The sequence below is a fragment of the Agrobacterium sp. MA01 genome (genome assembly GCF_009650195.1).
Classification (GTDB): domain Bacteria; phylum Pseudomonadota; class Alphaproteobacteria; order Rhizobiales; family Rhizobiaceae; genus Allorhizobium.
Genome location: NZ_CP045854.1, coordinates 4,241,355 through 4,265,566 on the forward strand (window position 1 = coordinate 4,241,355; position 24,212 = coordinate 4,265,566).

The following is a 24,212-nucleotide window of genomic DNA, read 5'->3' on the forward strand; positions in this document are numbered from 1 at the left end:
TTACTTGATGGCGCGGATGGCTTCCCAATCAGCCTTGTCGTAGCCGAAGTCCTCGAACTTCGCCTTGGCGATGACATTCGCTTCGAAGTCAGCCTTGTCGACTTCGGTAACTGTGATGCCCTTCGCCTTGAACTCGTCAACGAGCGCCATTTCACGGGCTTCGATGGTCTTTGTCGTGCGGGCTGCTGCTTCCAGCATCACTTCGGTGAAGATCGCCTTGTCTTCATCCGACAGACTTGCCCAACGGGTCTTGGAAACCACCGTATTCAGGTGGTCAACGATGTGGCCCGTGAGCACGATGTTCTTCTGGACTTCGTAGAACTTCTTGGCCTCGATCGTCGTCAGCGGGTTTTCCTGGGCTTCGACCGTGCCATTCTGCAGAGCGAGATAAACTTCCGCAAAAGCGATCGGTGTTGTGTTAGCGCCGCAGGCCCGCGGCATTGCAAGATAGGCCGGCACATCCGGCACGCGGATCTTCAAGCCCTCCATGTCGGCGCATTTGCCGATCGGGCGGTTTGAGGTCGTATGCCGCGTTCCGTAGTAGCTGACGGCGACGATATGGTTGCCGGTCTTTTCTTCATATCCGGCGGTCAGTTTCTTGAAGACGTCGCTCTTCGTGTAGGCCAGGAGATGGCTCGGGTCGCGGAAGATATAGGGATAGTAGGTGACGCCGATCGGATTGTGGTCGCGTGCGGCAAAGCTCGAACCTGAGATGATGATGTCGACGGTGCCGAGCTTGAGACCCTGGTTGATGTCGGCTTCCTTGCCGAGTTGCGAAGCCGGAAAGACGTCGATCTTGTACCGGCCTTCGGTTCGCTTGGCGATCTCCTCTGCCGCCCAGACGGAATCCGTGTGGAAGGGCTCCGAGGTTTCATAAACATGGGCCCATTTCAGAACGGTCTCGGCATGGGCCGAGACCGTGGACGCGACAATCACTGCCGCTGCTCCAAGAAGCGTCTTAAGTGTCAGTTTCATGTATTCCTCCCATTGAAACAGAACTCTTTGGAAAACCGTCGGCGCAAGGCCTGAACGGTCAGTCTTCTCTGGTCGGCTCCTCCTCAAAGCTTTCCGAGAATCTCCTCTGCGCCAGCGTCAGATGGCGCCGCATGGCCTCTCGGGCACCGTCCGGGTCCCGGGCTGCGATCGCGTTGCGAATGATGCGGTGCTCTTCGAGCGCCAGCTTCCAGGTATGTGGTCCCTCGAAATAGCTGGCCAGCTTCTTGAAATACGGCGACATGCGCGAATCGTAGATCAGGCCAGTAAAGTGCTTGAGCGCCGAATTGCCGATGATGTCGGCGATCGCCGTATGGAAATCGCGGTCGCACGCCAGCGCCACCGCGCCATCGTCCAGTGCGCCCTCCATGCGGTCCAGGATGGCGTCGATACGAATGAGACTTTCCGCCGTCGCAAGCCTTGCGGCCTCTTCCGCGATGCCGCTTTCGATCAGGCAGCGCGCCTGCAGGATTTCCAGCGGTCCTTCGCTGTCATCATCGTCGATCGCATGCAGGGTCGGCCCGGGCCGGCTGCTGATGTAGACACCAGAGCCCATGCGGATCTGAATGTGTCCCTCGACCTCGAGCACGATCAGCGCTTCACGGACAGTCGGTCTTGAGACCGAAAAGCGGTCTGCGAGCTCCCTCTCGGGCGGAAGCCGTGAGCCCGGCTTCAATTCACCCGTTTCGATGAGCGCACGGATCTGCTCCGCGACCTGGCGATAAAGCCGGCGCGGCTCCAAAGCCACGAACATGAAAATCCTCCGAGCGTATCACTCCCCTGATACGCAGGCGGTCAGATTGTCTGACCAATTTTGAGTATGATTTTTTAATCGATCCTGTCAAGCGGGTTTGCAACAGGGCCGAGTGTGGCGGTTCGTGGGAGGGTGCTCAGTTGCGCTGGAGGAAGGGCTGCGCTCGAACGGGCGCCGAGCAGGTTAGCATGTCTGGAGAAGCAGGCGTTCTCAGGCTATGATTTGTTATCTTGCTGTTGCATCCTTCTGGAAATACGATCATATTTCGATCAAGAAGATAACAACATGGAGCATGATGGTGCTTGTCATCATTGCCGATGATCTGACCGGAGCATTGGACACAGCTGCCCCCTTTGCCGCGCGCGGGCTGCATACCGAAGTCGCCTTGACGCCGAATGCGGTCCCGTCAGGGCTTTCACAGTTGCCAGCTGTCCTGTCGATCAATCTGGCCTCTCGGGAGCGGTCTGCAGAAGATGCGTTCCAAGCCATGCGTCAGGTGATGGAAGCACTGCAGCCCAATGTCACGCTGTTCAAAAAGGTCGACTCGCGCCTCAAGGGGCATATCGCAGTCGAGCTTGATGCCATTCCATTCAAGCGCGCACTTGTCGCGCCCGCTATTCCTGCCTTTGGCCGCGTCGTCCGCGACGGACATGTCCAGGGATTTGGAGTGCCGACGCCCGTTTCCGTGGCGAACGCCTTGGGTCACCATGCAGCGCGATGCAGCATCGTCGATGCAGCGACGGATCAGGACATGCGTGATGCTCTGGCGGGCGCCCACGCCGAGGGCATCGATCTCTTCATCGGCGCAAGAGGGCTTGCCGAGGCATTGGCTGTCGAGATGACCGGCCAGCCGATGTCCGAGCTGGTTGAGCCTCCCATCGGCCCCGCACTCTTTGTCATCGGGTCGTATGATCGCATCACCGTGGAGCAGGTCGATCGCTTGCGCGAGATGGAGGCTGTGAATCACCATCCGGCACCCAACGGCTTGCTGGAGATTGTCGCCCAACCGCATACGTTCCCAATACTTGTGCAGGCGGTCTCCGGCGACACAGAGATAAGCTCGGAGGAGGTCGCTCGAAACCTTGCATCCTCAGTGCACCCCGAGTTGACTGTGGGCGCTCGCACTCTGCTCCTTTGCGGGGGGGCGACCGCAGAAGCCGTTATGGCTCGCATGGGGATCAAGTGTTTTCGTTTGCAGGGTGAATGTCTGCCAGGGCTCGGGCTGGCCTATGCCGGTGGGCAATGTATCATCGCCAAATCAGGCGGATTCGGAGTGCCGGAAACATTGGTGATGCTCGCCGAAAAGCTGCATGGGGGCAGGGGCTGAGAATGGGACTGCAAAGCGGAACGGCACGCAAAAGCCTGGCGGATCTGGTTTTTGAGCGCATGCACAGGGCGATCAAATCCGGCTCCTACCAGCCGGACGAACGGCTGCCCACCGAACACGATCTTGCGATCGAATTCGAGGTATCCCGTCCGATCATTCGTGAAGCGCTCAGGCGCTTGCGCGAGCAGGGCTTCATCTATTCCCGCCGCGGCGCGGGCAGTTTCGTGCGCTCTGTCGGCATGAAGCAGCCGCTCGGCTTCGGTCAGCTGGAAAATGTTGCCGATCTGCTGAACTGCTACGAATTCCGCTTGAACCTCGAGCCGGCGGCGGCAGAAGCCGCAGCCCTGCGGCACACGCCCGGCATGCTCGCCGCAATCCGCGACGCGCTCGAACTGATGCGGGATGCGACCAACAGGCAGGCGCACCGCGAAGACGCTGACTTCCAGTTCCATCTCGCGATCGCACGCGCTGCCAACAATACGTATTTTTCGACCGCCATGGAGGCGCTGAAGGATCACATCGCCGTTGGCATGCGCTTCCATGGCGTCTCGGTCAAACGGGACAATGCCGGCCTTTCTCGGGTCTTTGCCGAACACGAGGCGATCGCCGAGGCAATCGCGGCAGGCGAGGGCGCCCGTGCCAGGGAGTTGATGCACACACATCTGACCGGATCGCGTGCCCGCCTGTTCCAGTCCAGTGCTTCGCTGGCGGCGGTTTCCGAGGGATGAGCGAAGATTGCTCTACGCAGAAACAAAAAAGGGGCCGGTTTGGCCCCTTCTTTCTGTGCAGACGATTAGTGGCCCGTCAGAAGGCCGCTCTGTAGATCGCAAGCACGTCTTCGACCGCCATGTCGGCCGGATTGTTATCCATGAGACGACGGTTGCCATGGGCCTCTGCCGCATAGCCGGCGAGCGCGTCTTCTTCGGCACCGTGGCGAGAGAGCTGCATCTCGATATCGAGGTCCGTGCAGAAGCGGCAGGCATTTTCCAACAGGGCGTCGGGCGCGCTCGCACCAAACCCGAGGGCTTCGGCCACCTCCGCGGTCTTGTCGCGGACGACGGGCTGGTTGAAGGCGAGCACATGGGGAAAGACGATCGCATTGGCGAGCCCATGCGGCAGACCGAGACGCGTCCCGAGCGGATAGGCGATCGCGTGGCCGGCCGCCGTGTTCACCGGCCCGAGGCAGATGCCGCCATAGTACGACGCAAGCATCATGCCTTCGCGCGCTTCGGTATCAGACCCGTCCTTGACCGCGCGGGCAAGATATTTGCCGACGAGGCGGAAGCCCATGCGGGCAAAGCCGTCGATCATCGGATGCGCGCGCTTGTTGGTAAAAGCCTCGACGCAATGGGCCATGGCATCGACGCCTGTTGAGGCGGTGACGGCCGGCGGTACGGAGAAGGTCAGTTGCGGATCGAGGACAGCAATATCGGCGATCATGTGCGGGCTTTCGACCGCGATCTTGGCGCCCTTCACCAGATCGGTGATCAGCGAACGGATGCCGGCCTCGGAACCCGTCCCGGCGGTTGTCGCGACCTGCACGAGGCGCGTGTTGCGGCCAGCCACCCTGTTGGGGCCGGCGACGTCGGCGAGTGTCTGCTTGCTATCCCAGAGCGCTGCAACGAGCTTGGCCACATCGAGGACCGAACCGCCGCCAAGTCCGACAACGACCTGGGGCCTGACCCTGCGGGCAACGGCAAGGGCCGCATCCAACGTCCCCACGTCAGGCTCGCCTGGGATCGCGTCGAAGATCTCGATCTTGCCCGGCAGCATGAGCCGATCGATGAAGCCTGCCGTGATCGGGGTCGCGATGACGAGAACGGACGTTGCATCGTCCACGAGGCCGCCGACCTGGCCGATCGCTCCGGCGCCGACGATCAGGCGGCGCGGCTGGTGAAGGGTGATGGATGCGGTCATCGGTGTCATCCTTGCTGGGTCCGGCCGGCGACCAGCTTGCGGGCATAGGCGATGGCGGAATTCATGTTGCCGTGATTGGCGATGCCCTTGCCGGCAATGTCGAAGGCAGTGCCGTGGTCCACGGATGTGCGATCGATCGGCAATTCGACAGAGACATTGACCGCCGTGTCGAAGGCGACGAGCTTGATCGGGATGTGGCCCTGGTCATGATATTGCGCGACCACGAGGTCGAAGGTCCCGGAATAGGCGCGGTGGAAAACAGTGTCGGCGGAAATCGGCCCTTGTACGTCGATGCCCTCGGCGCGCGCTGCGGCAACGGCCGGCGCAATCTGGTCGTCGTCTTCGGTGCCAAAGAGGCCATTTTCGCCGCAATGGGGATTGATGCCGGCGACTGCGATGCGCGGCTTGTCGTAACCGATGCGCTTGAGGTGTTCGTTGCCGGCCTTGATGGTCGCCAGAACCCGTTCGGTGGTCGCCCGGCGGATCGCTTCCTGAAGAGAGACATGGGTCGATACGTGGATCACCTTCAGGCGTTCCGAGGCGAGCAGCATATAGGCCGCCTTCGAGCCGGTGAGGCTGCGCAGCATGCCGGTATGGCCGTCATAGTGATGGCCTGCCAGGTTCAGCGCTTCCTTGTTGATCGGGGCCGTGACGATGCAGCCGATCGTTCCAGCCTGGGCATCGCGCACGGCTTGCTCGATGAAGCGGAAGGCTGCATCGCCGGCGATTGGGCTGAGCGTCCCCCAGGGCAGCGGTGCACCCTCGACCTCGATGTCGACAACGTAAGGGGCGAGGTCCAGGTCGAGCTTGAGTGCCTCGCGTGCAGCGTCGAGTGTCGCAAGGTTGCCGTAGATCCGCGTGGCCGCGCGATCTTCGGCCGACATCTCGGCCAGCGCCCGGACCGAAATCTCGGGACCGACGCCGCAGGGATCGCCCATGGTGATGCCGATAGTGCCGCTCATGTCATTCTCCATTTTCGAGGCGATCCCAGCCGGGGGCCAGCCGGACGTATTTGATCGCACGCCGGTGATATGTATAGGCAATATGTAGTGCGCCATCCGCACCGGCCAGCAGCCAGGGATAGGACATTTCCTTGTTCCGCCCGTCAGTGGAATCGTTGGACAGGCAGGTGCCCGGACCATCCTCGATCAGGATCCGCTGAGTGAAACTCGCACCGCCGTCGCTGGAAATGCAGACGGATACGGGGGCACGCGGCACTCCCCAGATGGGGGCGCAACCCCCGGTCGGGTCCGCCTCCGGCCTGTCGTCTTCCTCTCCGAGTTCATCGTAGAGGGAGGTGCGACGGTCCGGGGAGGCCGTGGCATTGACGGGATTGCAGATGATGGCAACACGTCCGCCGTCCAAAGCGATGGCCGCGATGGAAGAGTTGTTGTTGGGCAGATCGGTCGGCGCTGGAATGCTCCAGGTCCGGCCTTCATCGCTGCTCTCAGTCCGATAGATAAAATCTGCCTGGCGACGTCGGAAGAATGCGGCCATCGTCGTCACGCCAAGGGCGACGGGGGACATGTGCACGCAGCCGATCGACTGGCCGAGTTCCTCAAGTCGCCATGTTACTCCGCCGTCTTCGCTGATGCCAACGGCCGCCGTGTCGTGGCTGCCGTTCCATTTCTGGCCGGTGCGTGGGATGCAACGGAAAATCGGCAGCAGCCAGGCGCCGTCTGCGCGGATCACGACCGGCGCGCGCACGAAGCTGCCTCGGGGCAGGTCTAGATAGCGGCCGTCGGACGCCATCAAGACCGTCGGGTCCGACGCGTCGGTGGTGATTTCGGTCATGCGGATCCGGCATTCGTCCTGGTTGCCTGAGGGCTGCGAGGTATGAAACAGAAGCAGGCGCCCATCGGGTGCCTGAAACAAAACGGGGTTTTGCTCGGAATGATCGGGGTCGGAGCTCAGCTGCTGCGGCGGACCCCAGGCAGACGCACCCGCTGCAAGGACGGAAGCGTAGATGGAAATGTCCGACTTTCCTTCCAGCGATCCGCCAAACCAAGCGCAAATCAGACTGCCGTCTGCCTGTCTGTGCAGGAAGGATGCGTGGTTCTGCACCATCGGCGACGGAAGATAGGCCTCGGTCCGATCGGAATCCGACGTGGTGAGTATGCCGGTCATGCGCCGGGCAATGTCATCAGGTGTCATGGAATGCTCCTCTTGTCCTCCGAAGTCGATCATTTTTCCAAAGTTGTCAAGTTTGTTTATGTTGTAAACTGGCGGATACAGGTTTCGTACGTCCATTATAGCATTGTAATTGTTGACATAAATTCTGAGATTTGGAGCCGGTGAATTTTACATCGGGAAATCATTTGACAAAGATGGCCGGAAGTTGGATGTTTTGAGCATGCCGACGTGGAGGTCGGTTCGGGAGGACGGTATGCATGCAGAAGGGAAAGGCGAGCGGGTTCCCGCTGCAGTGCTCTTTGCAGTCGGAGCGGCGGTCTTGGCTGCATCCGATGCCGTCATCGTGCGTGCTCTGGATGGTGCCGTGCATCCCTTCGTGATTGCCTTTTTCCGCGCCTTGTTCGGTGCCGCCGTGCTCCTGCCTTTCGTCGTTCTGCGGCCAAAGGTGCTGCAATCAACGCATACGCTCGGGCAGCACGCCATCAGGGCGCTTTTCAAGCTTTTGGCAATGGTCGCCTTCTTTGCTGCCTTCAGCATGGGGCCGCTTGCGGACGTCACGGCCATTGCCTTCATGTCCCCGATCTTCGTCGTGCTTGGCGCAACAGTCCTTCTGGGGGAGCTACCCGGCCTTTCGATGCTCTTTGCCGTCGTGGTCGGCTTTTCCGGCGCCATGGTCATCGTCGGGCCATCACCTTCGGGCTTCACGCTCGCAGTCGGGCTCGCTTTGGCGGGTGCGTTTCTGCAAGCCGCAATCCAGCTGATCCTGAAATCGATGTCGCGCGGTGACACGACCTCGACCCTGGTGGTCTGGAACCTTCTTTTGACCGTGCCGATTTCGCTCGCGCTCGCCGTACCCTTCTTCGCCATGCCGGGAAACCGGGAGCTGGCGCTGCTGGCCCTTCAGGGCGTTGTTGGCACCAGCTGCATGGGGTTGATGACGCATGCCATGTCGCTTGCCCCCGCAAGCGTTGTCGCGCCGGTCGATTTCCTGCGGTTGCCCCTCGTGGCCGTCGGCGGTTTTGCCCTGTTCAACGAAACCATCGGCCTGACCACCGTGGTCGGCGCTGTTCTGATCTGCCTCGCGGCTCTCATGGCTGCGCGCTCGCGAGGCGTGAAAGCTTCAAACTGAATTCATCTGGGAGGAGAATGAAAATGAGAAAGACTGCATTGCTTTGTGCCCTAGCCATGGGCACGTCCCTGTCACCAGCCTATGCCGGTTCCGGCCCGATCAAGGTCGTGCTGGCCGAAGAGGCTGATCTTCTCGAACCCTGCATGGCGACGCGCTCGAATATCGGTCGTATTATCATGGAGAATGTCAGCGAAACGCTGACCGAACTCGATGTGCGCGGCGGTGCTGGTGTTCAGCCGCGCCTCGCCGAGAAGTGGGAGCAGAATACCGACGGCAGCTGGCGCTTCCATCTGCGTCAGGGGGTCAAGTTCTCCGACGGCACCGCCTTCGATGCCAAGGACGTCAAGCATAGCTTTGACCGCATCATGAGCGACAAGAACACCTGCGAATCCCGTCGTTACTTCGGCGGCATGACGGTCACGCCGACCGTCGTCGACGACTACACGGTTGATTTCAAGGCCGACCCGGTCCAGCCGATTCTGCCGCTGCTCCTCACTCTGGTCACGATCGTTCCGGAAGAAACACCGCTGGAATTTGTTCGCGAGCCGGTCGGGACAGGTCCCTACAAGCTCACCAACTGGACCCCTGGCCAGCAGATCGTTCTGACGGGTCGCGACGACTACTGGGGTGCGAAGCCCGAGGTGACGGAAGCAACCTATCTGTTCCGCGCTGACCCAGCGGTCCGTGCGGCCATGGTTCAGGCAGGCGAAGCCGATCTCTCTCCGTCCATTTCCCTGGTCGAAGCCACCAACCCGGCGACCGACTTCTCCTATCTGGACAGCGAAACCGTCTATCTGCGTGTCGATCACAACATCGAGCCGCTGAACGATGTCCGCATTCGCCGGGCGCTGAACCTTGCAGTCGATCGCGAGGCCTTCCTCGGCACGCTGCTGCCGGAGAGCGCACTGCTCGCCACCGCAATCGTGCCGCCACCGACACTCGGCTGGAATCCAGACGTCAAGGTGCCGTCCTATGATCCAGAGGCAGCCAAGAAGCTGATCGAAGAGGCAAAGGCGGATGGCGTGAAGGTCGATACACCGATCACCATCATTGCCCGTTCGGCCAACTTCCCGAACGTCACCGAGATCATGGAGGCGATCCAGCAGCAGATGCAGGAAGTCGGCCTGAAGGTCGAACTGAAGTTCGTCGAAGTCGCCGAGCACGAGCAGTATTACTCGAAACCCTTCGCTGAAGGTCGTGGCCCGCAGCTGGTGGCTGCCATGCACGACAACTCGAAGGGGGATCCGTCCTTCTCGATGTTCTTCAAGTATGCGACTGAAGGTACCCAGTCCGGCTTCTCCGACGCGAAGGTCGACGATCTGATCAAGCGTGCCTCCGCTGCCGTTGGCGACGAGCGTGCCAAGCTCTGGTCGGAACTGATCGCCTATCTTCATGACGAAGTGGTCGCCGATGTGCTTCTCTTCCACATGGTCGGCTTCTCGCGGGTGTCCGAGCGCCTGGACTTCAAGCCGACAATGGCGACGAATTCCATGCTCCAGCTCTCCGAGATCAAGATCAAGTAATCGTCGGGCGGCACGCGCCGTCCTATTCAAAGCAAGTCATGCGGCGGGATGATCCCGCCGCACCGTTTTCTTAGAGGACGCCATGCTGAGCTTCATCCGAAAACGCGCCGTGGCCAGTTTGATCTCGTTGGTCGGACTTGTGGTCATGGTCTTCTTCCTTTCTCGCCTGACAGGTGATCCGGCAGCCCTGTTCCTGCCGGTCGAAGCCTCCGAGGAGATGAAGAATCAGTTCCGGGAATTGCATGGCCTCAACGATCCCTTGCTGGTCCAGTTTGGCCGCTATGTCGGCGATGTCGTGACGGGTGATCTCGGCGAATCCCTGCGCAAGGCGCGGCCGGCGCTCGACGTGGTCCTCGAAGCTTTCGTCTGGACGCTATGGCTCGCCGTCATCACCATGAGCTTGGTGACCGCTGCCGCCATCGTTGTCGGCTCACTCGCCGCCTTCCGGGCCGGCGGCTTCTTCGACCGCTTCTCGTCCATCGTCTCGCTGGTGGGAGCCTCCGTCCCGGATTTCTGGCTGGCCATCGTCGCGATCGTCATCTTTGCTGTGAACCTCTCCTGGCTGCCGACGTCGGGGACTGGGTCAGTCTGGCATTGGATCCTGCCAATCGGCGTGCTCTTCGTCCGGCCTTTCGGCATCATCGTGCAGGTCGTGCGGGGCTCGATGATATCGGCGCTCTCATCGGCCTATGTCAAAACCGCGCGGGCCAAGGGTGTGAAGTCGACCCCGATCATCTTCATCCACGCGCTGCGCAACGCCATGTTGCCGGTCATCACCGTGATCGGCGATCAGGCTGCGAGCCTGCTCAACGGTGCCGTCATCATCGAAACCATCTTCGGCTTTCCGGGCGTGGGCAAGTTGATGATCGATTCCATCTTGCAGCGCGACTTCAATGTCGTGCTGGCCGCGATCCTCGTCACGGCGCTCGCCATCTTCCTCATGAACCTGCTGATCGATCTTGCCTATGCGCTTCTCGATCCCCGCATCCGGAATTGAGGAGAAGGCATGTCCATCGAAGCAACCGCCATCATCGACGAACCGCCGTTCCTCAAGCGCATGCGTCGCATGTTGCTTGCCGACAAGTTTGCGCTTTGCGCCGCGATCTTTCTGCTCATCATTCTCCTGATGGCCATAATCGGCCCAAGCTGGCTGGGCGACCTCGCCACCAAGCAAAACCTGCGCGGTCGCAATGCAGCGCCCTTTGATTTCGAGAGAGCATGGGTCTGGTGGATGGGCGCGGATGCGCTCGGCCGGCCGCTGCTGGCTCGCATCATTGTCGCTACCCAGAACACCGTGATGGTCGCGGCCGGTGCCGTGCTGATCTCGGCTGTCATTGGAACGGTTCTGGGCTTAATCGCCGGCTTTTCCTCACCGCGCGCCAGCCAGGTCATCATGCGGCTCGCGGATGTTATCATGTCCTTTCCATCGCTGCTGATTGCGGTCATTGTGCTTTACATTCTCGGGTCTTCGATCCTGAACCTGATGATGGTGCTCGCGATCACCCGCATCCCGGTCTATCTGCGCACCACGCGGGCCGAAGTGCTCGAGATCCGCGAACGCATGTTCGTGCAGGCGGCGCGAGTCATGGGCGCGTCGAGCAAGCGCATCCTGTTCCGGCATATCCTGCCGGTGGTCTTGCCCACTTTGACCACGCTCGCAACCCTCGACTTTGCCTATGTCATGCTGGCCGAAAGCGCGCTGTCGTTCCTCGGCATCGGCATTCAGCCGCCGGAGATCACCTGGGGCCTGATGATCAGCCAGGGGCGACAATACCTCACCAATGCCTGGTGGCTCTCCTTCTGGCCAGGGCTCGCGATCATCCTGACGACGATGTCGCTCAACCTGCTCTCCAACTGGCTACGGATCGCGCTTGATCCGGTGCAGCGCTGGCGTCTGGAAATGAAAGGAGCCAAGAATGGCTGACCATCTTCTCGAAGTCCGCAACCTCTCGGTAGAGTTCCACACGGCAGTCGGCGTCGTGAAAGCCGTGCGCGACATGTCCTACCATCTCGACCGTGGCGAGACGCTCGCGATCCTCGGCGAAAGCGGGTCGGGCAAGTCGGTGTCGTCCTCGGCGATCATGAATTTGATCGACATGCCGCCGGGTCGCATCAGCTCGGGTGAAATCCTGCTCGATGGGGTGGATCTGTTGACGTTGCCACTGGCGGCACGGCGCGCGATCAACGGGCGTCGCATCGCGATGATCTTCCAGGATCCGCTCAGCCATCTCAATCCGGTCTATACCGTCGGCTGGCAGATCCGCGAGGCGCTCACCACGCATGGCACGGACAGCACGAAAGCCCAGGCAGAGGCTCTTCGCCTTCTCGGTCGTGTCGGCATTCCCGATCCCGAACACGCCCTCGACAAATATCCGCACGAGTTTTCCGGCGGTCAGCGCCAGCGTGTGATGATCGCCATGGCGCTGGCCTTACGTCCCGATCTCCTGATCGCGGACGAGCCGACGACCGCGCTTGATGTCACCGTGCAGGCCGAGGTGCTGGCGCTTCTCAAGGAGTTGCAGCGCGAGACCGGAATGGCCGTTCTCATCATCACGCATGATCTCGGCGTCGTGGCCGAGATTGCGGATCGGGTGGTGGTGATGGAAAAGGGCGTGTTGGTCGAGGCTGGCACGGTGCGCGAGGTCTACAAGAATCCGCAGCATCCGTACACGAAGAAGCTGATCGCGGCAGCGCCGGGCAAAGGCGAAATGCATCAGCCGCTGAAGGGTACCGAACCCGTATTGAGCGTGCGAGACGTGCGCAAGAACTATGGCGCCTTTGCCGCCTTGAAGGGCGTCTCCTTCGACCTGCTCGCCGGTGAGACGTTGGCTGTTGTCGGCGAAAGCGGTTCGGGAAAATCGACACTCGCCCGCATCCTGCTCAGGCTCGATGAACCGGATTCCGGGTCGGCGCTGTGGAAGGGCAGGGACCTTTTCCAGCTGTCGCCCGCCGAACTCTACAAGCTGCGTCGCGATCTGCAGATGGTCTTCCAGGATCCGACACAGTCGCTCAATCCGCGCATGACCGTTTACCAGCTGATCTCGGAAGCCTGGGTCATCCATCCCGATATCCTGCCCAAAGCGAAGTGGCGGGAGCGGGTGGCCGAACTGTTGACCCAGGTCGGGCTCGGACCTGAGCATATGGGCCGTTACCCGCACCAATTCTCGGGCGGCCAGCGCCAGCGCATCGCGATCGCCCGCGCTCTCGCGCTCGAACCGCAATTGATCATCTGCGACGAGGCCGTATCGGCGCTCGATGTCTCGGTCCAGGCGCAAGTCATCGCGCTTCTCGACGGGCTTCGAAAGCAGATGGGCATCGCCTTCATCTTCATCGCCCATGACCTGCCGGTCGTGCGAGATTTCGCCGACCACGTGATGGTCATGCAGAAAGGTGAGGTCGTGGAACTCGGCACGGTCAGAGAGATCTTCGAGACGCCCAAGGAAGCCTATACCCGGGCGCTGCTCGCCGCCGGGCTTGATCCCGATCCCGACGTGCAGGCGCAGAACCGTGCCGCACGTCTAAGCCGCGCCTCGTAAGTCAGAAAATTCCGGAGAACATCGTCATGTCGAAAAAGGCCTTCGTCGCGCTCGTCACCGGCTTCAACGAGGACGAGACGATCAATTACGAAGCCACCCGAGCTCAGGTGCGCCGCCAGGTGGCTGCGGGCAACAACATCATGTGCGCCGGCACCAATGGCGATTTCACCGCACTCACCTTCGAGGAAAAGTTAAAGCTCGCCGAAGCCGTGGTTGATGAAGTCGGCGGCAAGGTCGACGTGATCGTCAATGCCGGCATGCCGGCGACCTTCGAGACGATCAAGCTGGCGAAGGAATTCGACCGGATCGGCGTAACGGCAATCGCCGTCATCACCCCCTTCTTCATCGCCTGCACTCAGGACGGTCTCATCCGGCACTTCTCGACGGTTGCGGATGCGGTGAAGACGCCGACCTATCTCTACGATATCCCGGCCCGCACCCAGAACCACATTGAACCGGAGACCGCGCGCAAGCTCGCAACCCACGGCAACATCGCTGGCATCAAGGATTCGGGCGGCGCCAAGGAGACGCTGGAAGCCTATCTTGCGGTGTCCCGCGACATGCCTGGCTTCGATGTCTATTCCGGGCCGGACCATCTCGTGCTCTGGGCGTTGCAGAATGGCGCTGCCGGCTGCATTTCCGGTCTCGGCAATGCGCTGCCGGATGTGCTCGCCGGTATCCTCAAGTGCTACAACATCGGTGACATTGCAGAGGCTGAGCGCCAGCAGGCGATCTTCACGGCCTTCCGTACCGATCTCTACGCCCTTGGCTTTGCGCCTGCCATGGTCAAGCGGGCGCTCTTCCTCCAGGACAGTTCGGTCGGCGCCAGCCGCCAACCGGCACTCTTGCCGGATCCGGAGCAGGACGCAAAGATCGCGGATATTCTTCGGCGATTTGGTCTCTCGGTCCAGTCCCACTAGAGCACGTTAGGTACCTTGGCGACCGCGGCCTTGATGGTATCCGCGGTCGGTAAGGATTTGATCCTCAGGCCGCGCTAGGCCGATGCACGGTCTTGATCTCGAGGAAGTCTTCAAGACCGAACATACCGCCTTCACGGCCATTGCCCGACTGCTTGTAGCCGCCGAACGGGCTGCCATAGCGATGTGGCGCGCCATTGATATGCACCATGCCGGCGCGAAGGCGCGCGGCGACACGTTCGGCGCGGTCGAGATCCCCGGACTGGATATAGGCGGCCAGGCCGTAATTGGTGTCGTTGGCGACCTCGATCGCTTCCTCCTCGGTGTCGAAGGGAATGATCGCCAGCACCGGACCGAAGACCTCATCGCGGGCGATGCGCATCTGGTTGTTGACGCCGGCAAAGATGGTTGGCTTGACGTAGTAGCCTGTCTCGAAACCTTCGGGCTTGCCCGGGCCTCCGACGAGAAGCTCGGCGCCTTCAGCGATGCCTGCCTCGATCAGGGTCTGGACGCGGCCATACTGGATGTCGCTGACCAGCGGGCCGATATGTTCGCCGGCTTCTTCCGGATTGCCGACGTTGACCTCTTTGCCGACGCGCTGGGCGATTTTAACGGCCTGATCGTAAACGGAACGCTGGATCAGCAGGCGCGTCGGAGCATCGCAGGACTGGCCCGAATTGTTGAAGCATTCGAGCACGCTGCCGGTAATGCGCTCTTCGAGATCCGCATCCTCGAAGACGATGTTGGGCGACTTGCCGCCGAGCTCCAGGGTTACGCGCTTCACGGTATCGGCGGCATCCTTGCTGACGGCTGTGCCGGCGCGGGTTGAGCCGGTAAAGGACATCATGTCGATATCCCGGTGTTTCGAGAGCGCTGCACCGACATTGGCGCCATCGCCATTCACAAGGTTGAAGGTCCCGGCCGGGAAGCCCGCTTCGTGTACCATCTCGGCGTAGAGCAGGGCGTTGAGAGGCGTGAACTCGGAGGGTTTCAGAACGCAGGTCGAGCCTGTCGCCAGTGCCGGAACGACCTTCAGGGCGATCTGGTTGATCGGCCAGTTCCAGGGGGTGATGAGGCCACAGACGCCGATCGGTTCGCGCAGCACGATGTCGCCGTTCGGTAGTTCTTCGCGCAATTTGATGCGCTTCAGGGCCTCGATGAAACCTTCGAGATGGCCGACGCCGACATGTGCCTGCTGGTCGGTGCTCATGGTGATCGGGGCGCCGAGTTCGAGCGTGATCGTCCGTGCCATCTCGTCGTAGCGGCGGGTGTAGATCTCAAGCAGCTTTTCGAGAAGTGCAATGCGTTCATCGAGGCTGGTGCGGCTGTAGCTCTGAAATGCCGTCTTGGCAGCGGCAACCGCGCGGTCGATATCGGCGGCCGTGCCCATCGAGATCACGGCGATCGGCTTTTCGGTCGCGGGATTGATGACCTCAAGGTCGTGAGGCGCGATCGGGTCGACCCACTCGCCGTTGATGTAGAACTTGCGCTTGTCGAGCATGATTGCCTCCCGTCAGATTGTCTTGTGTTTTGCGTCGAGCCAACCGGTGATCAGCTCCCGATATCGTTCGCCGCTGAAGCTTGGAAAATGGCCGCCATGAACCAGCCGCACCTTCAGCCGCAGCAGGCGCTCCATCGAAGCGTGATAGTCATTGGCGTTCGAGTGGTAGGTGTCCTCGATCAGCGGACCGTCGTAGAGAATGTCGCCGGAAAACAGGATTTCCGTCGCCTTCTCGTAGAGCGCGATGCCCCCGGGGGAATGGCCGGGAGTGTGAATGATCTCGAATTGCCGATCGCCGAGGTCGACCATGTCGCCGTCCTCCAGTAGGCGCGTCGCCGGCGCCCGCTTCACCGCATAACACTTCGAGCAATAGGGCTCGGGCGGCAGGGCGTCGAAAATGTCGTCGGTAACATAGGGGTCGGCCAGCGTGTTTTCGCGTGTCGGATCAGCGAGCAGATCTGCCTCTGCCGAATGGACCGCACGGCATTCGAACTCGTGGTGGCAGCCGATGTGATCGAAATGGGTGTGGCTTGCCACCGCGATCAACTCGCGCTCGGTAACAAGCGGCACCCACTCACGAAGCGAAACGACACCCATGCCACTGTCGACAAGCATGTCGCGATCGCGCCCGCGCACATGCCAGATGTTGCAGCGATAGAATTCCTGGATATGCGGCTCGCAGATATAGGTCACATCGTCGTCGAGACGGCGGACACTGTACCAGTCTTCAGGGCGCATGCGGGGTTTCATCACGTGTCTCCTAAGCGTCGACCAGAGCGACGATGGTATCTGCCTTGACCGTCAACTCGAGTTCATCGCCCGGCTGCGGGTGTGCGGTTTGCGGCAGATGGGCGGTTATCACGATCTCGGAATTGCCATGTGGCTGAAGGTGGCATCGGTGATGCGCTCCGAAGAAGGCACTGTCTATGATCCGCGCATGGCCGAGCGCAACTGTTGCGCCCTCCTCGCCGGCGGACCGAAAATGTTCGGGGCGAATGCACAAGGTGATCTTCTGCTCTGGCGAAGGCGTGTCCCCGGTGAAAGCCGTGATGGGGATGATCGCTGAGCCAAGCGCCGTTTCCACCTGCGCTTCGCCTTCCGCAATAGAGATCACCCGACCGGGCAGGAAGTTGGCTTCGCCCATGAAACCTGCGGCAAAGAGCGAGCGCGGCCGCATGTAGATGTCCGAGGGTCTGCCGACATCCTCGATCCGGCCGTGGTTCATCACCACGATCCGGTCGGCGATCGCCATGGCCTCTTCCTGATCGTGGGTGACATGGATGAAGGTGGTGCCGACACGCTTCTGTATGGCTTTCAACTCGTCCTGCATCTGACGACGAAGCTTCAGATCCAGTGCCCCGAGCGGTTCGTCGAGCAGCAGCACATCAGGATCGACGGCAAGTGCGCGGGCAAGCGCCACACGCTGACGCTGGCCGCCGGAAAGCTCGTGCGGCTTCTTCGATGCGGAGGCCTTGAGCCCCACGAGATCGAGCATGGCGAGCGCCTTTTCACTGCGCTCGGCCTTTCCCATACCGCGCATGCGCAAACCGAAGCCGACATTGTCGATGAGCTTCATGTGCGGAAACAGCGCGTAGTCCTGGAACATGGTCGTGGTTGGTCGTTTTGCCGGCTCAACATGCGTCATGTCCTTACCGCCGATGGCGATCGTGCCAGCGCTCGGCTCGATAAAGCCACCCAGGATCGAGAGCAGGGTCGTCTTGCCGCAGCCAGAGGGGCCGAGAAGCACGATGAACTCGCCGGCGGCTATCTCTAGCGAGACATCGTCGAGCGCGCGGAAGGCACCGAAGACTTTCGTGGCGTTTCGGATCGAGACGTCTGCAGTCATTGGGATTTTCCGGATTTTCTGAAAACGGCGAGCTCCATCACGATGAGGAATGCGACGGAGATGAGGAAGACGACGCTGCCGATGGCATTGGTCTTGGGGTCAAGGCCGGAGCGCAGCATGCTCCAGATCTCGACCGGCAGCGTCACGTCGAAGCGCGACAGCAGGAATGCGATGATGAATTCGTCCCAGCTGAATGTGACCGACAGGAAGAAGGCGGCGAGGATGGACGGCATCAGCATCGGCGCCGTGACAAGCGTCATGACCTGCCAGTCCCGGGCCCCAAGATCGCGAGCGGCGCGTTCGATGTTGACCTGGTGGCCGCCCATGGAGGCGTAGATGATCGCAAAGCACAGCGGCAGGTTGATCACGACATGACCGATGCCGACGGTCCATAGCGACAGCGAAACATTGAGCCTGGACAGCATCGACAGCAGGCCGAGCCCGATGATCAGTGTGCTGACCGTCATCGGCGCGACGATCAGGGCGCGCTGCAGGCCGGATGCGGGAAGCTTGTAGCGGGCAAATGCATAGGCTGCGAGGAAACCGAGCAGGCAGGAGATTGCAGACGATACGATGGCAACGACGAGCGAGTTAAAGAGCGCTGCCATCAGCTTTTTATCGGCGAAGATCTCGCCATACCACTTCCAGGTCAGTCCATGCAGGGGTGGCACGGGTAGCGTGCCGTCCTGGAAGGAGAAGATCACGAGAACGGCGACCGGCAGGAAGATGAAGAGATAGAGCCCGCCGGCATAAAGGATCGCAAGTGCCATGTTGAGATGTCGCATGGTCACGTCCTCTCCATCTTCAGCCAGCGGGCGCAGGCGAGATAGGCGATCGTCACGACCACCATCAACACCAGCGACAGGGCGGCTGCCATGGGGAAATCCGCGCGGCGGCCGAGCTGCAGCATGATCACCTGCGGCAATACGAGCTCGTTGTTGCCACCGAGGATCTGCGGGGTGATGTAGTCGCCTATGCAAAGAACGAAGGTGAGAAAGGCACCGACCATGATGCCGGGCAGCGTCAGTGGCAGGATCACGTGCCAGAAGGTCTGAAAACCGTTTGCGCCGAGATCCGCTGCTGCACGGCGGTAGTTCGGCGAGAGCTGAACGAGATTGGCATAGATCGTTAGCGTCAGCAGCATGACGAAGAAATGCACGAAGCCAATCACCGTGCCGGTCCGCGTTGCTGACAGTTCGAGCGGCTCGGCGATCAGGCCGGTCCACATCAGGGCCTGGTTGACGACACCGCCCTTGGACAGCACCAACAGCCAGGAATAGGAGCGCACCACATAGGAAGTCCAGAATGGCAGGATCGCCATGATCAGCGCAAAGCGCTGCCAGCGGCGTGGCACGCGCTCGGCGATAATCCAGGCCAGCGGATAGGCTAGTAGAATCGAAATGGCGGTGACGGTGAGCGTCACTTCGAGCGAATTGAACAGCGCTTTGAGAAGATGCGGCTTGCCAAAGAAGGCCGCGTAATTGTCGAGCGCCCAGACGGCGACGATCTCGCGGCCCTCGCGCTTCCAGAAGCTGATTGCCGCCATGTAGAGGAAGGGCACGAGAAAGAAGGCCACGGTCCACAGGACTGCCGGCAGCGCAAATCCCCAGGCCTTGCGGCGTTCTCTGCGCTCGAGCGCGGTGGCGGTCATCGACGGGACACTCCGTTCTTTCATGGCAATCGGCTCGGCTGGCGGGTTTTCATGATGGCCGATCTCAAAGGCAGCGACAAACTTCAGGGCTCAATTCTGCCGAATGCGCGCAGTTCTTTACCCGAGCATGTGACCCGCCCGGGCCGCGATGCTCGTCAAGAAATAACTACGTGAGGGAAGGCTTGGGGCGCGGACGGAAGACACCTCCCGCGCCCTTTATGGGCAGCGCCTACTGCTGCAGCATTTCGGTCCAGACGTCCTGCATGGCCGCGTCGAGATCGGCATTGGCCACCGGATAGAGCTGGGTGTTCTTCAGGTATTCGGGCTGCTTGTCCCAACGGAGCGCCGTCTTCTGCTGGTCGGTGAGCTGCTCGCCGGCCTTCGCGTTTGCCGGCATGCCCCAGTAGCACGACGAGGTGGCAAGACGGGCCTGGCCTTCGGGGCTCAGGATGTACTGCACGAACTTGATGGCCAGATCCTGCTTGGTTGAATCCTTGAACACGCCGATCGACTGCGCCCACCGCAGGGCGCCCTGCTTCGGGACGGTCCAGTCGAGGTCCGGCTTCTCGGCGGTGAGACCTGCGGTCACCCATTCGCCGCCGCCGAGGATGATGTCGACTTCGCCGCTGACGAGCGCCGTCTGCGAGGCCACGACATCGCTCACCTGGCGCGAGACCTTCTTCATCTCGAAGAGTTTTTCCTTGATCGCCGGGAGATCGGCTTCCGTCAGGTCGGCGGTGTTCTTGCCTATGGCAAGGCCCGTCAGACCGATCATCGGCAGGTAGTAGTCATAGAGAGCGATGCGGCCCTTGTATTTCTCGGACCAGAAGATCGACAGGTCTTCCATGTCCTTCGGATCGACCTTGCTCTTGTCGTAGGAAATCGTGTTGTAGCCGAACTTTTCCGTCACGGCGTAGATCTTGCCGTCCTTGGTGTTGTTGGCCTCCATGCGGACTTCCGGAAAAATGTCGGCCATCGGCAGCTTGTCGGCCGGAATTTCGGCGAGAAGATCCATTTCGACGGCGCGCGGCACGTCGACACCATCGATCACGAAGACGTCCCAGTCGCCCGGGCGCGACTGCTCGACGATCGAGAGACCGGCGCCGGTTCCCTCGTATTCCTTGAGATTCACCTTGACGTTGTTCGCCTTTTCGAAAGGCTCGATCAGTGCCGGGTCGGTGTGGTCGCACCAGACGAGGGCGTTCAGCTCCTCCTGGGCATGAGCCCCGCCGGACAAGGCGGAGATGGCAACGGTCGCAAGAAGCAGGCGGCGGGAGAGCCCGCCCAGTACGGTCTTTTCCATAAGTTCACCCTCTTGTCGAAGGCCCCGAGCGGACCCTCGCGTTGATCAGAATAGCGCTCGTTTCGGCGCCTTGAGAAAAAGATTGAGTGAATTCATTTTTTAAGTCAATCTCAAATTTGAGGAGATTCCAACGGAGTTAGCCATGACCGGATTGCGCGCCCGACAGAAGGCCGACAGGAACCGTCGCATCCTGGAAGCGGCCACCACCCTGTTCCGCGAACAGGGTTACGACAGTGCGCGCATCGAGGACATCGCCGAGATGGCAGAGGTCTCGGTCGGCACGCTCTACAACTACTATCAGAACAAGGGCGATGTTCTCGTCGCCACGGTTTCGATGGAAGTGACCGAAGTGCTCGAGGCCGGCGAACGCATTGTCGCGAACCCGCCACTCAGCGTCATCGAGGCGCTCGGTGCCCTGATCAACCAGTATTACGATCACTCGCTCGTCTATCTCAGCAAGGAGATGTGGCGCACCGCCATGGCATCTGCGATCCAGCAGCCTGAGACGCCGCTCTCAAAGCGCTATACGGAACTTGACGGGCGCCTCTGTGCCCAGGTCGTTCAGCTGATCGAGACGCTCCAGCGGCGTGGCGTAGTCATCGCCGGCGTCGACGCGCGGGCGCTCGGAGAGGTCTTCTTCAACAATCTCAACATGATGTTCATCGAGTTTTGCAAGCACGAGAGCATGCCGCTTGAAGAGCTCAAGGCCCGTGTCGCCGAGCAGAACCGCCCGATCGCCGAGTTGATCAGCAGCGTCAAGCGCGTCTGACGCCACCGAAATCCCGAAGAAATGACAGAGATGACAGATCATACGACCGCAGTGCTTTCCGCAGCCGATGCCCTGGTGGCAGCCTTCGGTCGCCACGACACCAAGGCCTATTTCGATGCCTTCGCGCCGTCGGCGACTTTCATCTTCTACAATCTCGATCGCACCCTCGCGGATCGCGCGGCCTATGAGGCGGAATGGGCGCTGTGGGAAACCCGCGACGGCTTTAGCGTCAAGGCCTGCCGCTCAACGAACCGCAGCGTACACATCGTCGGCGATGTCGCCATCTTCACCCATGCGGTGGAGACCGATCTCGTGATCGGCGGCGAAGCGATGACGAACCACGAGCGTGAGACGATCGTCTTTGCCCACCAGCCGGACGGTCGATGGCTCGCCATTCATGAGCATCTTTCCCCGCTCCCGATGTAGTTGTTGTTTGTGACTGGGCTACCTGCGGTTCATTGGTTAGACGCCATCGGCTGCCAACGCATGGTCTGCATTTGAATTCTTTATGTGATGTACCGCTCCTACAATGTGAGACACGAAAGAAAAGCCAGATTGCCCATTGCGGCCTGGCTGGGGGCGGGTCACTCGCCGGTTCTGCTCAGGCTTTGTGATCCAGGAGACCTTGAGCAAGACGAACTGATCCACCGAGCCCAAAAGCATAAACATACTGAGCCACACAAAAGATGGGGGCAGGCAGAAGCATCTCGACACGCCTGCGAATGGTGTGGAGCACGGCTCCATGCCGATAACGATGAGCAGTGATGTCGTGTTGTCTGCGTTGAAGCAGGAATCGTCGTCAGTCAGCCATTCATTTGGCTTGGAAGTGTGTTGATGAAACGAATGCGGTTCTCCACCGCCGCGATGACCAGGTTCTGGACGTCCTCGCTCTCGATGCACTCAGTTGTCTCGACATGGGCAATGGCTTCGCAATCACGGATCCGAGACCGAGCGCACCGGAACCTTCGGCCATCTGTGAGTTGATCCGCCGGCCACGAGCCCCCTTTTGCCCTGAAGGTCGAAAGATAGCGGCGGCAGCTTGGCCATGGGCCTCTCACCGAGCGGGTGAGCTGAAAGAGAGGCTCCATCATGTCACGGTTCGGATTGTCGATGTCGATGATGATGACGTCTGGCGGCAGTGTCTGCTCCGTCTTGGCAGTTCCCTGCCCCTCGAGAGCAGCTGTGACGTGCTAACGACCTGCCTCGCGCAGCAAACCGTGCTCGATCATCGCTGCGCGAACAGCGTTGTCATGGATCACAAGGATAGTGAGGTCGAGGTGGTTCTTAAGCGATTGAGGACGCAATGCTGCAAGGTTGGCAAGCTTGCGGCCTAAGTTTTGAGCCTGCGGCCATGCTAACTGATTTTAGAGCAGATCGGCGGCTTGACTGAACAGCGAGGCCAAAAAACAAACCCCCGGAGTGGTCTATTCCGGGGGGCTGGCGGTGAAGCGCAGGTTAGGCCGATATTCGTTCTCGCTCAGTCATGCCCCCTGGGCTGCAGCGATATCTGCCGTGCGAGCGCGAGCGAGATCAGCGTGCAGACGGCCCCCGACAGAAGGTAGAGGCCGGCTGCAAACAGACCGAACCAGGTAGACAGCAACAGTGCTGCCAAAGGTGCAAACCCTGCCCCGAACATCCAGGAGAGTGCCGAGACCATCGCGGAGGCCGTGTAGCGATTTCGACGGTCAAACAGAGAGGCGATGGTTCCGGAGGACTGGGCGAAATTGAAGCCGAGAATGACGAAACCAACCATCATGTAGGCGACGACACCGGCCTGGCCGCCGTTCAGCAGCAGAGGCGCCGTCAGCGCGAAGGCACCGATGGCCCAGGCCCCCCAGACGAGGATCCTGTCACGGCCGATACGGTCCGAAAGCCAGCCGGAGAACAGCATGGCAAGGATGCCGACGGCAGCACCGGCCGCTTCGATCAGGAGGAAGGTGCCCGGCGCCTCGTCCGTGTAGAGGAAAATCCACGAAAGCGGGAAGACCGTGACCATGTGGAACATGGCAAAGCTCGCCAGCGGCACGAAAACGCCGAGCAGAACCGTGCGTCCGTCCTGCGACAGGGTGGCGCGCAATCCCGTCGGGGTTAGCTCGTTCGTCTCGAAGAGTTCCTTGAACTCGGGCGTGTCGACGATGCGCAGACGCGCAAAGAGCGCGACGACATTGATCGCGAAGGCGACAAAGAATGGATAACGCCAGCCCCAGTCGAGGAAGTCGGCGGCCGACAGCGTCATGACGAGGTAGGCGAACAGCACGGCGGCGACGGCAAGACCAACCACAGCGCCGAGCTGCGGGATCATGGCATAGAAACCACGCTTGTCCTTCGACGCAGTGATGGCCAGCAGCGGTGCAAGGCCATCCCAGGTCCCGCCAAGCGCCAGACCCTGGCCGATGCGCAAGAGCGCCAGCATGGCGATTGCCCACCATCCGGCGGTTTCATAGGACGGCACCAGCCCCATGGCGACAGTGGAAGTTCCCAGCAGGAAAAGCGCCACCGTCAGCTTGGTCACGCGGCCATGTCTGCGGTCGAGGGCTGTGAAAATCACAGTGCCGAGCGGTCGTGCCACGAAGGCGAGCGCCACCAGCACGAAGGACCAGAGCGTCCCGGTCAGCGGATCGAGGAACGGAAAGATGCGCGCCGGAAAGACGATGACGGACGCGATCGCGAACACGAAGAAGTCGAAGAACTCCGACGTGCGCCCGATGATGACGCCGACAGCGATATCGGACGGTGAAACGTGATGGTCATCGTCTGAAGTTGTGCGGCCGTTCTGTGCGGCCGGGGGTGCAGAACCGGTCATGCTCGCCATGTCGCGGGATCACTTTCTCGATTGTACTGGGCGGGCGCGCACCGGGGGATACAGCGTTCGCCTTAGTCTAACATGCTTAAATGAAATGCCGCAGGTGCGGC

The 24,212-nt window shown here is 60.8% G+C and carries 22 protein-coding genes and 2 pseudogenes; 10 read left to right on the top strand and 14 right to left on the bottom strand.

What is annotated here, in order from left to right; translation table 11 throughout:
- Both GH983_RS20215 and GH983_RS20220 read right to left on the bottom strand, forming a co-directional pair.
- Window positions 1-975 carry a sialic acid TRAP transporter substrate-binding protein SiaP gene (locus GH983_RS20215; protein WP_054149300.1) on the bottom strand — a complete coding sequence of 325 codons (975 nt, stop codon included), beginning with the start codon at window positions 973-975 and terminating at the stop codon, window positions 1-3.
- 58 nt (window positions 976-1,033) lie between these two features.
- On the bottom strand, window positions 1,034-1,747 hold the full coding sequence (locus tag GH983_RS20220) for a FadR/GntR family transcriptional regulator (protein ID WP_153763330.1): 714 nt from the start codon (window positions 1,745-1,747) through the stop codon (window positions 1,034-1,036).
- A gap of 298 nt (window positions 1,748-2,045) precedes the next feature.
- Between GH983_RS20220 and GH983_RS20225 the strand changes: the two genes are divergently transcribed.
- Both GH983_RS20225 and GH983_RS20230 read left to right on the top strand, forming a co-directional pair.
- On the top strand, window positions 2,046-3,074 hold the full coding sequence (locus GH983_RS20225; protein WP_194842842.1) for a four-carbon acid sugar kinase family protein: 1,029 nt from the start codon (window positions 2,046-2,048) through the stop codon (window positions 3,072-3,074).
- Window positions 3,075-3,076: 2 nt separating this feature from the next.
- On the top strand, window positions 3,077-3,802 hold the full coding sequence (locus GH983_RS20230; protein ID WP_153763331.1) for a FadR/GntR family transcriptional regulator: 726 nt from the start codon (window positions 3,077-3,079) through the stop codon (window positions 3,800-3,802).
- A gap of 76 nt (window positions 3,803-3,878) precedes the next feature.
- Here GH983_RS20230 and GH983_RS20235 read toward each other — a convergent pair whose 3' ends face one another.
- The 3 genes from GH983_RS20235 to GH983_RS20245 are packed head-to-tail and all read right to left on the bottom strand — an operon-like array spanning window position 3,879 to window position 7,145.
- Window positions 3,879-4,991 (bottom strand): iron-containing alcohol dehydrogenase, encoded by a 1,113-nt coding sequence (locus tag GH983_RS20235; RefSeq protein ID WP_194842760.1) that lies wholly within the window; start codon window positions 4,989-4,991, stop codon window positions 3,879-3,881.
- A gap of 5 nt (window positions 4,992-4,996) precedes the next feature.
- Complete coding sequence (gene pdxA / locus GH983_RS20240; protein ID WP_153763333.1) at window positions 4,997-5,953, bottom strand: 4-hydroxythreonine-4-phosphate dehydrogenase PdxA; 957 nt, start codon at window positions 5,951-5,953, stop codon at window positions 4,997-4,999.
- A 1-nt stretch (window position 5,954) separates the two neighbouring features.
- Complete coding sequence (locus GH983_RS20245; protein ID WP_153763334.1) at window positions 5,955-7,145, bottom strand: exo-alpha-sialidase; 1,191 nt, start codon at window positions 7,143-7,145, stop codon at window positions 5,955-5,957.
- A 232-nt stretch (window positions 7,146-7,377) separates the two neighbouring features.
- Here GH983_RS20245 and GH983_RS20250 point away from each other — a divergent pair, with 232 nt between their 5' ends.
- From GH983_RS20250 to GH983_RS20275, 6 genes are all read left to right on the top strand, one after another.
- On the top strand, window positions 7,378-8,253 hold the full coding sequence (locus GH983_RS20250; protein WP_069042688.1) for a DMT family transporter: 876 nt from the start codon (window positions 7,378-7,380) through the stop codon (window positions 8,251-8,253).
- A 23-nt stretch (window positions 8,254-8,276) separates the two neighbouring features.
- The gene (locus GH983_RS20255; RefSeq protein WP_194842761.1) at window positions 8,277-9,776 is read left to right on the top strand and encodes an ABC transporter substrate-binding protein; all 1,500 of its coding nucleotides are present in this window, start codon (window positions 8,277-8,279) and stop codon (window positions 9,774-9,776) included.
- An 82-nt stretch (window positions 9,777-9,858) separates the two neighbouring features.
- Window positions 9,859-10,773, top strand: coding sequence for an ABC transporter permease (locus tag GH983_RS20260; RefSeq protein ID WP_054149307.1), 915 nt, complete (start codon window positions 9,859-9,861; stop codon window positions 10,771-10,773).
- Window positions 10,774-10,782: 9 nt separating this feature from the next.
- Window positions 10,783-11,700, top strand: a complete 918-nt coding sequence (locus GH983_RS20265) for an ABC transporter permease (RefSeq protein ID WP_153763336.1) — start codon at window positions 10,783-10,785, stop codon at window positions 11,698-11,700.
- On the top strand, window positions 11,693-13,312 hold the full coding sequence (locus GH983_RS20270; protein ID WP_153763337.1) for an ABC transporter ATP-binding protein: 1,620 nt from the start codon (window positions 11,693-11,695) through the stop codon (window positions 13,310-13,312). The genes GH983_RS20265 and GH983_RS20270 overlap by 8 nt, the downstream gene beginning before the upstream one ends.
- A gap of 26 nt (window positions 13,313-13,338) precedes the next feature.
- Window positions 13,339-14,232 (top strand): dihydrodipicolinate synthase family protein, encoded by an 894-nt coding sequence (locus GH983_RS20275; protein ID WP_153763338.1) that lies wholly within the window; start codon window positions 13,339-13,341, stop codon window positions 14,230-14,232.
- 64 nt (window positions 14,233-14,296) lie between these two features.
- Here GH983_RS20275 and GH983_RS20280 read toward each other — a convergent pair whose 3' ends face one another.
- The 6 genes from GH983_RS20280 to GH983_RS20305 all read right to left on the bottom strand — a co-directional run bounded on the left by GH983_RS20280 (window position 14,297) and on the right by GH983_RS20305 (window position 20,530).
- Window positions 14,297-15,730: an aldehyde dehydrogenase family protein gene (locus tag GH983_RS20280; protein ID WP_153763339.1), complete on the bottom strand. Its 1,434-nt coding sequence runs from the start codon at window positions 15,728-15,730 to the stop codon at window positions 14,297-14,299.
- Between the two features lie 12 nt (window positions 15,731-15,742).
- Window positions 15,743-16,480 carry an MBL fold metallo-hydrolase gene (locus tag GH983_RS20285; protein ID WP_153763340.1) on the bottom strand — a complete coding sequence of 246 codons (738 nt, stop codon included), beginning with the start codon at window positions 16,478-16,480 and terminating at the stop codon, window positions 15,743-15,745.
- Window positions 16,481-16,490: 10 nt separating this feature from the next.
- Window positions 16,491-17,576, bottom strand: a complete 1,086-nt coding sequence (locus GH983_RS24575; RefSeq protein WP_153763341.1) for an ABC transporter ATP-binding protein — start codon at window positions 17,574-17,576, stop codon at window positions 16,491-16,493.
- Window positions 17,573-18,361, bottom strand: coding sequence for an ABC transporter permease (locus GH983_RS20295; protein ID WP_153763342.1), 789 nt, complete (start codon window positions 18,359-18,361; stop codon window positions 17,573-17,575). Before GH983_RS20295 ends, GH983_RS24575 begins: the two co-directional genes overlap by 4 nt.
- A 2-nt stretch (window positions 18,362-18,363) precedes the next feature.
- Entirely contained in the window at window positions 18,364-19,227 is an 864-nt protein-coding gene (locus GH983_RS20300) for an ABC transporter permease (RefSeq protein WP_153763343.1), read from the bottom strand.
- A 229-nt stretch (window positions 19,228-19,456) separates the two neighbouring features.
- Window positions 19,457-20,530 (bottom strand): PotD/PotF family extracellular solute-binding protein, encoded by a 1,074-nt coding sequence (locus GH983_RS20305; RefSeq protein ID WP_069042679.1) that lies wholly within the window; start codon window positions 20,528-20,530, stop codon window positions 19,457-19,459.
- Between the two features lie 142 nt (window positions 20,531-20,672).
- Between GH983_RS20305 and GH983_RS20310 the strand changes: the two genes are divergently transcribed.
- Window positions 20,673-21,299, top strand: a complete 627-nt coding sequence (locus GH983_RS20310; protein WP_069042678.1) for a TetR/AcrR family transcriptional regulator — start codon at window positions 20,673-20,675, stop codon at window positions 21,297-21,299.
- 30 nt (window positions 21,300-21,329) lie between these two features.
- The gene (locus GH983_RS20315) at window positions 21,330-21,725 is read left to right on the top strand and encodes a nuclear transport factor 2 family protein (RefSeq protein WP_069042677.1); all 396 of its coding nucleotides are present in this window, start codon (window positions 21,330-21,332) and stop codon (window positions 21,723-21,725) included.
- A 297-nt stretch (window positions 21,726-22,022) separates the two neighbouring features.
- Here the strand turns inward: GH983_RS20315 and GH983_RS24390 are convergent.
- From GH983_RS24390 to GH983_RS20320, 3 genes and pseudogenes are all read right to left on the bottom strand, one after another.
- Window positions 22,023-22,234 (bottom strand): annotated as a pseudogene (locus tag GH983_RS24390) (IS3 family transposase); the annotation flags it as partial.
- 111 nt (window positions 22,235-22,345) lie between these two features.
- Window positions 22,346-22,528, bottom strand: a pseudogene (locus GH983_RS24395) (two-component system response regulator); the annotation flags it as partial.
- 248 nt (window positions 22,529-22,776) lie between these two features.
- The gene (locus tag GH983_RS20320; protein WP_153763344.1) at window positions 22,777-24,111 is read right to left on the bottom strand and encodes an MFS transporter; all 1,335 of its coding nucleotides are present in this window, start codon (window positions 24,109-24,111) and stop codon (window positions 22,777-22,779) included.
- Between the last annotated feature and the right edge of the window lie 101 nt (window positions 24,112-24,212).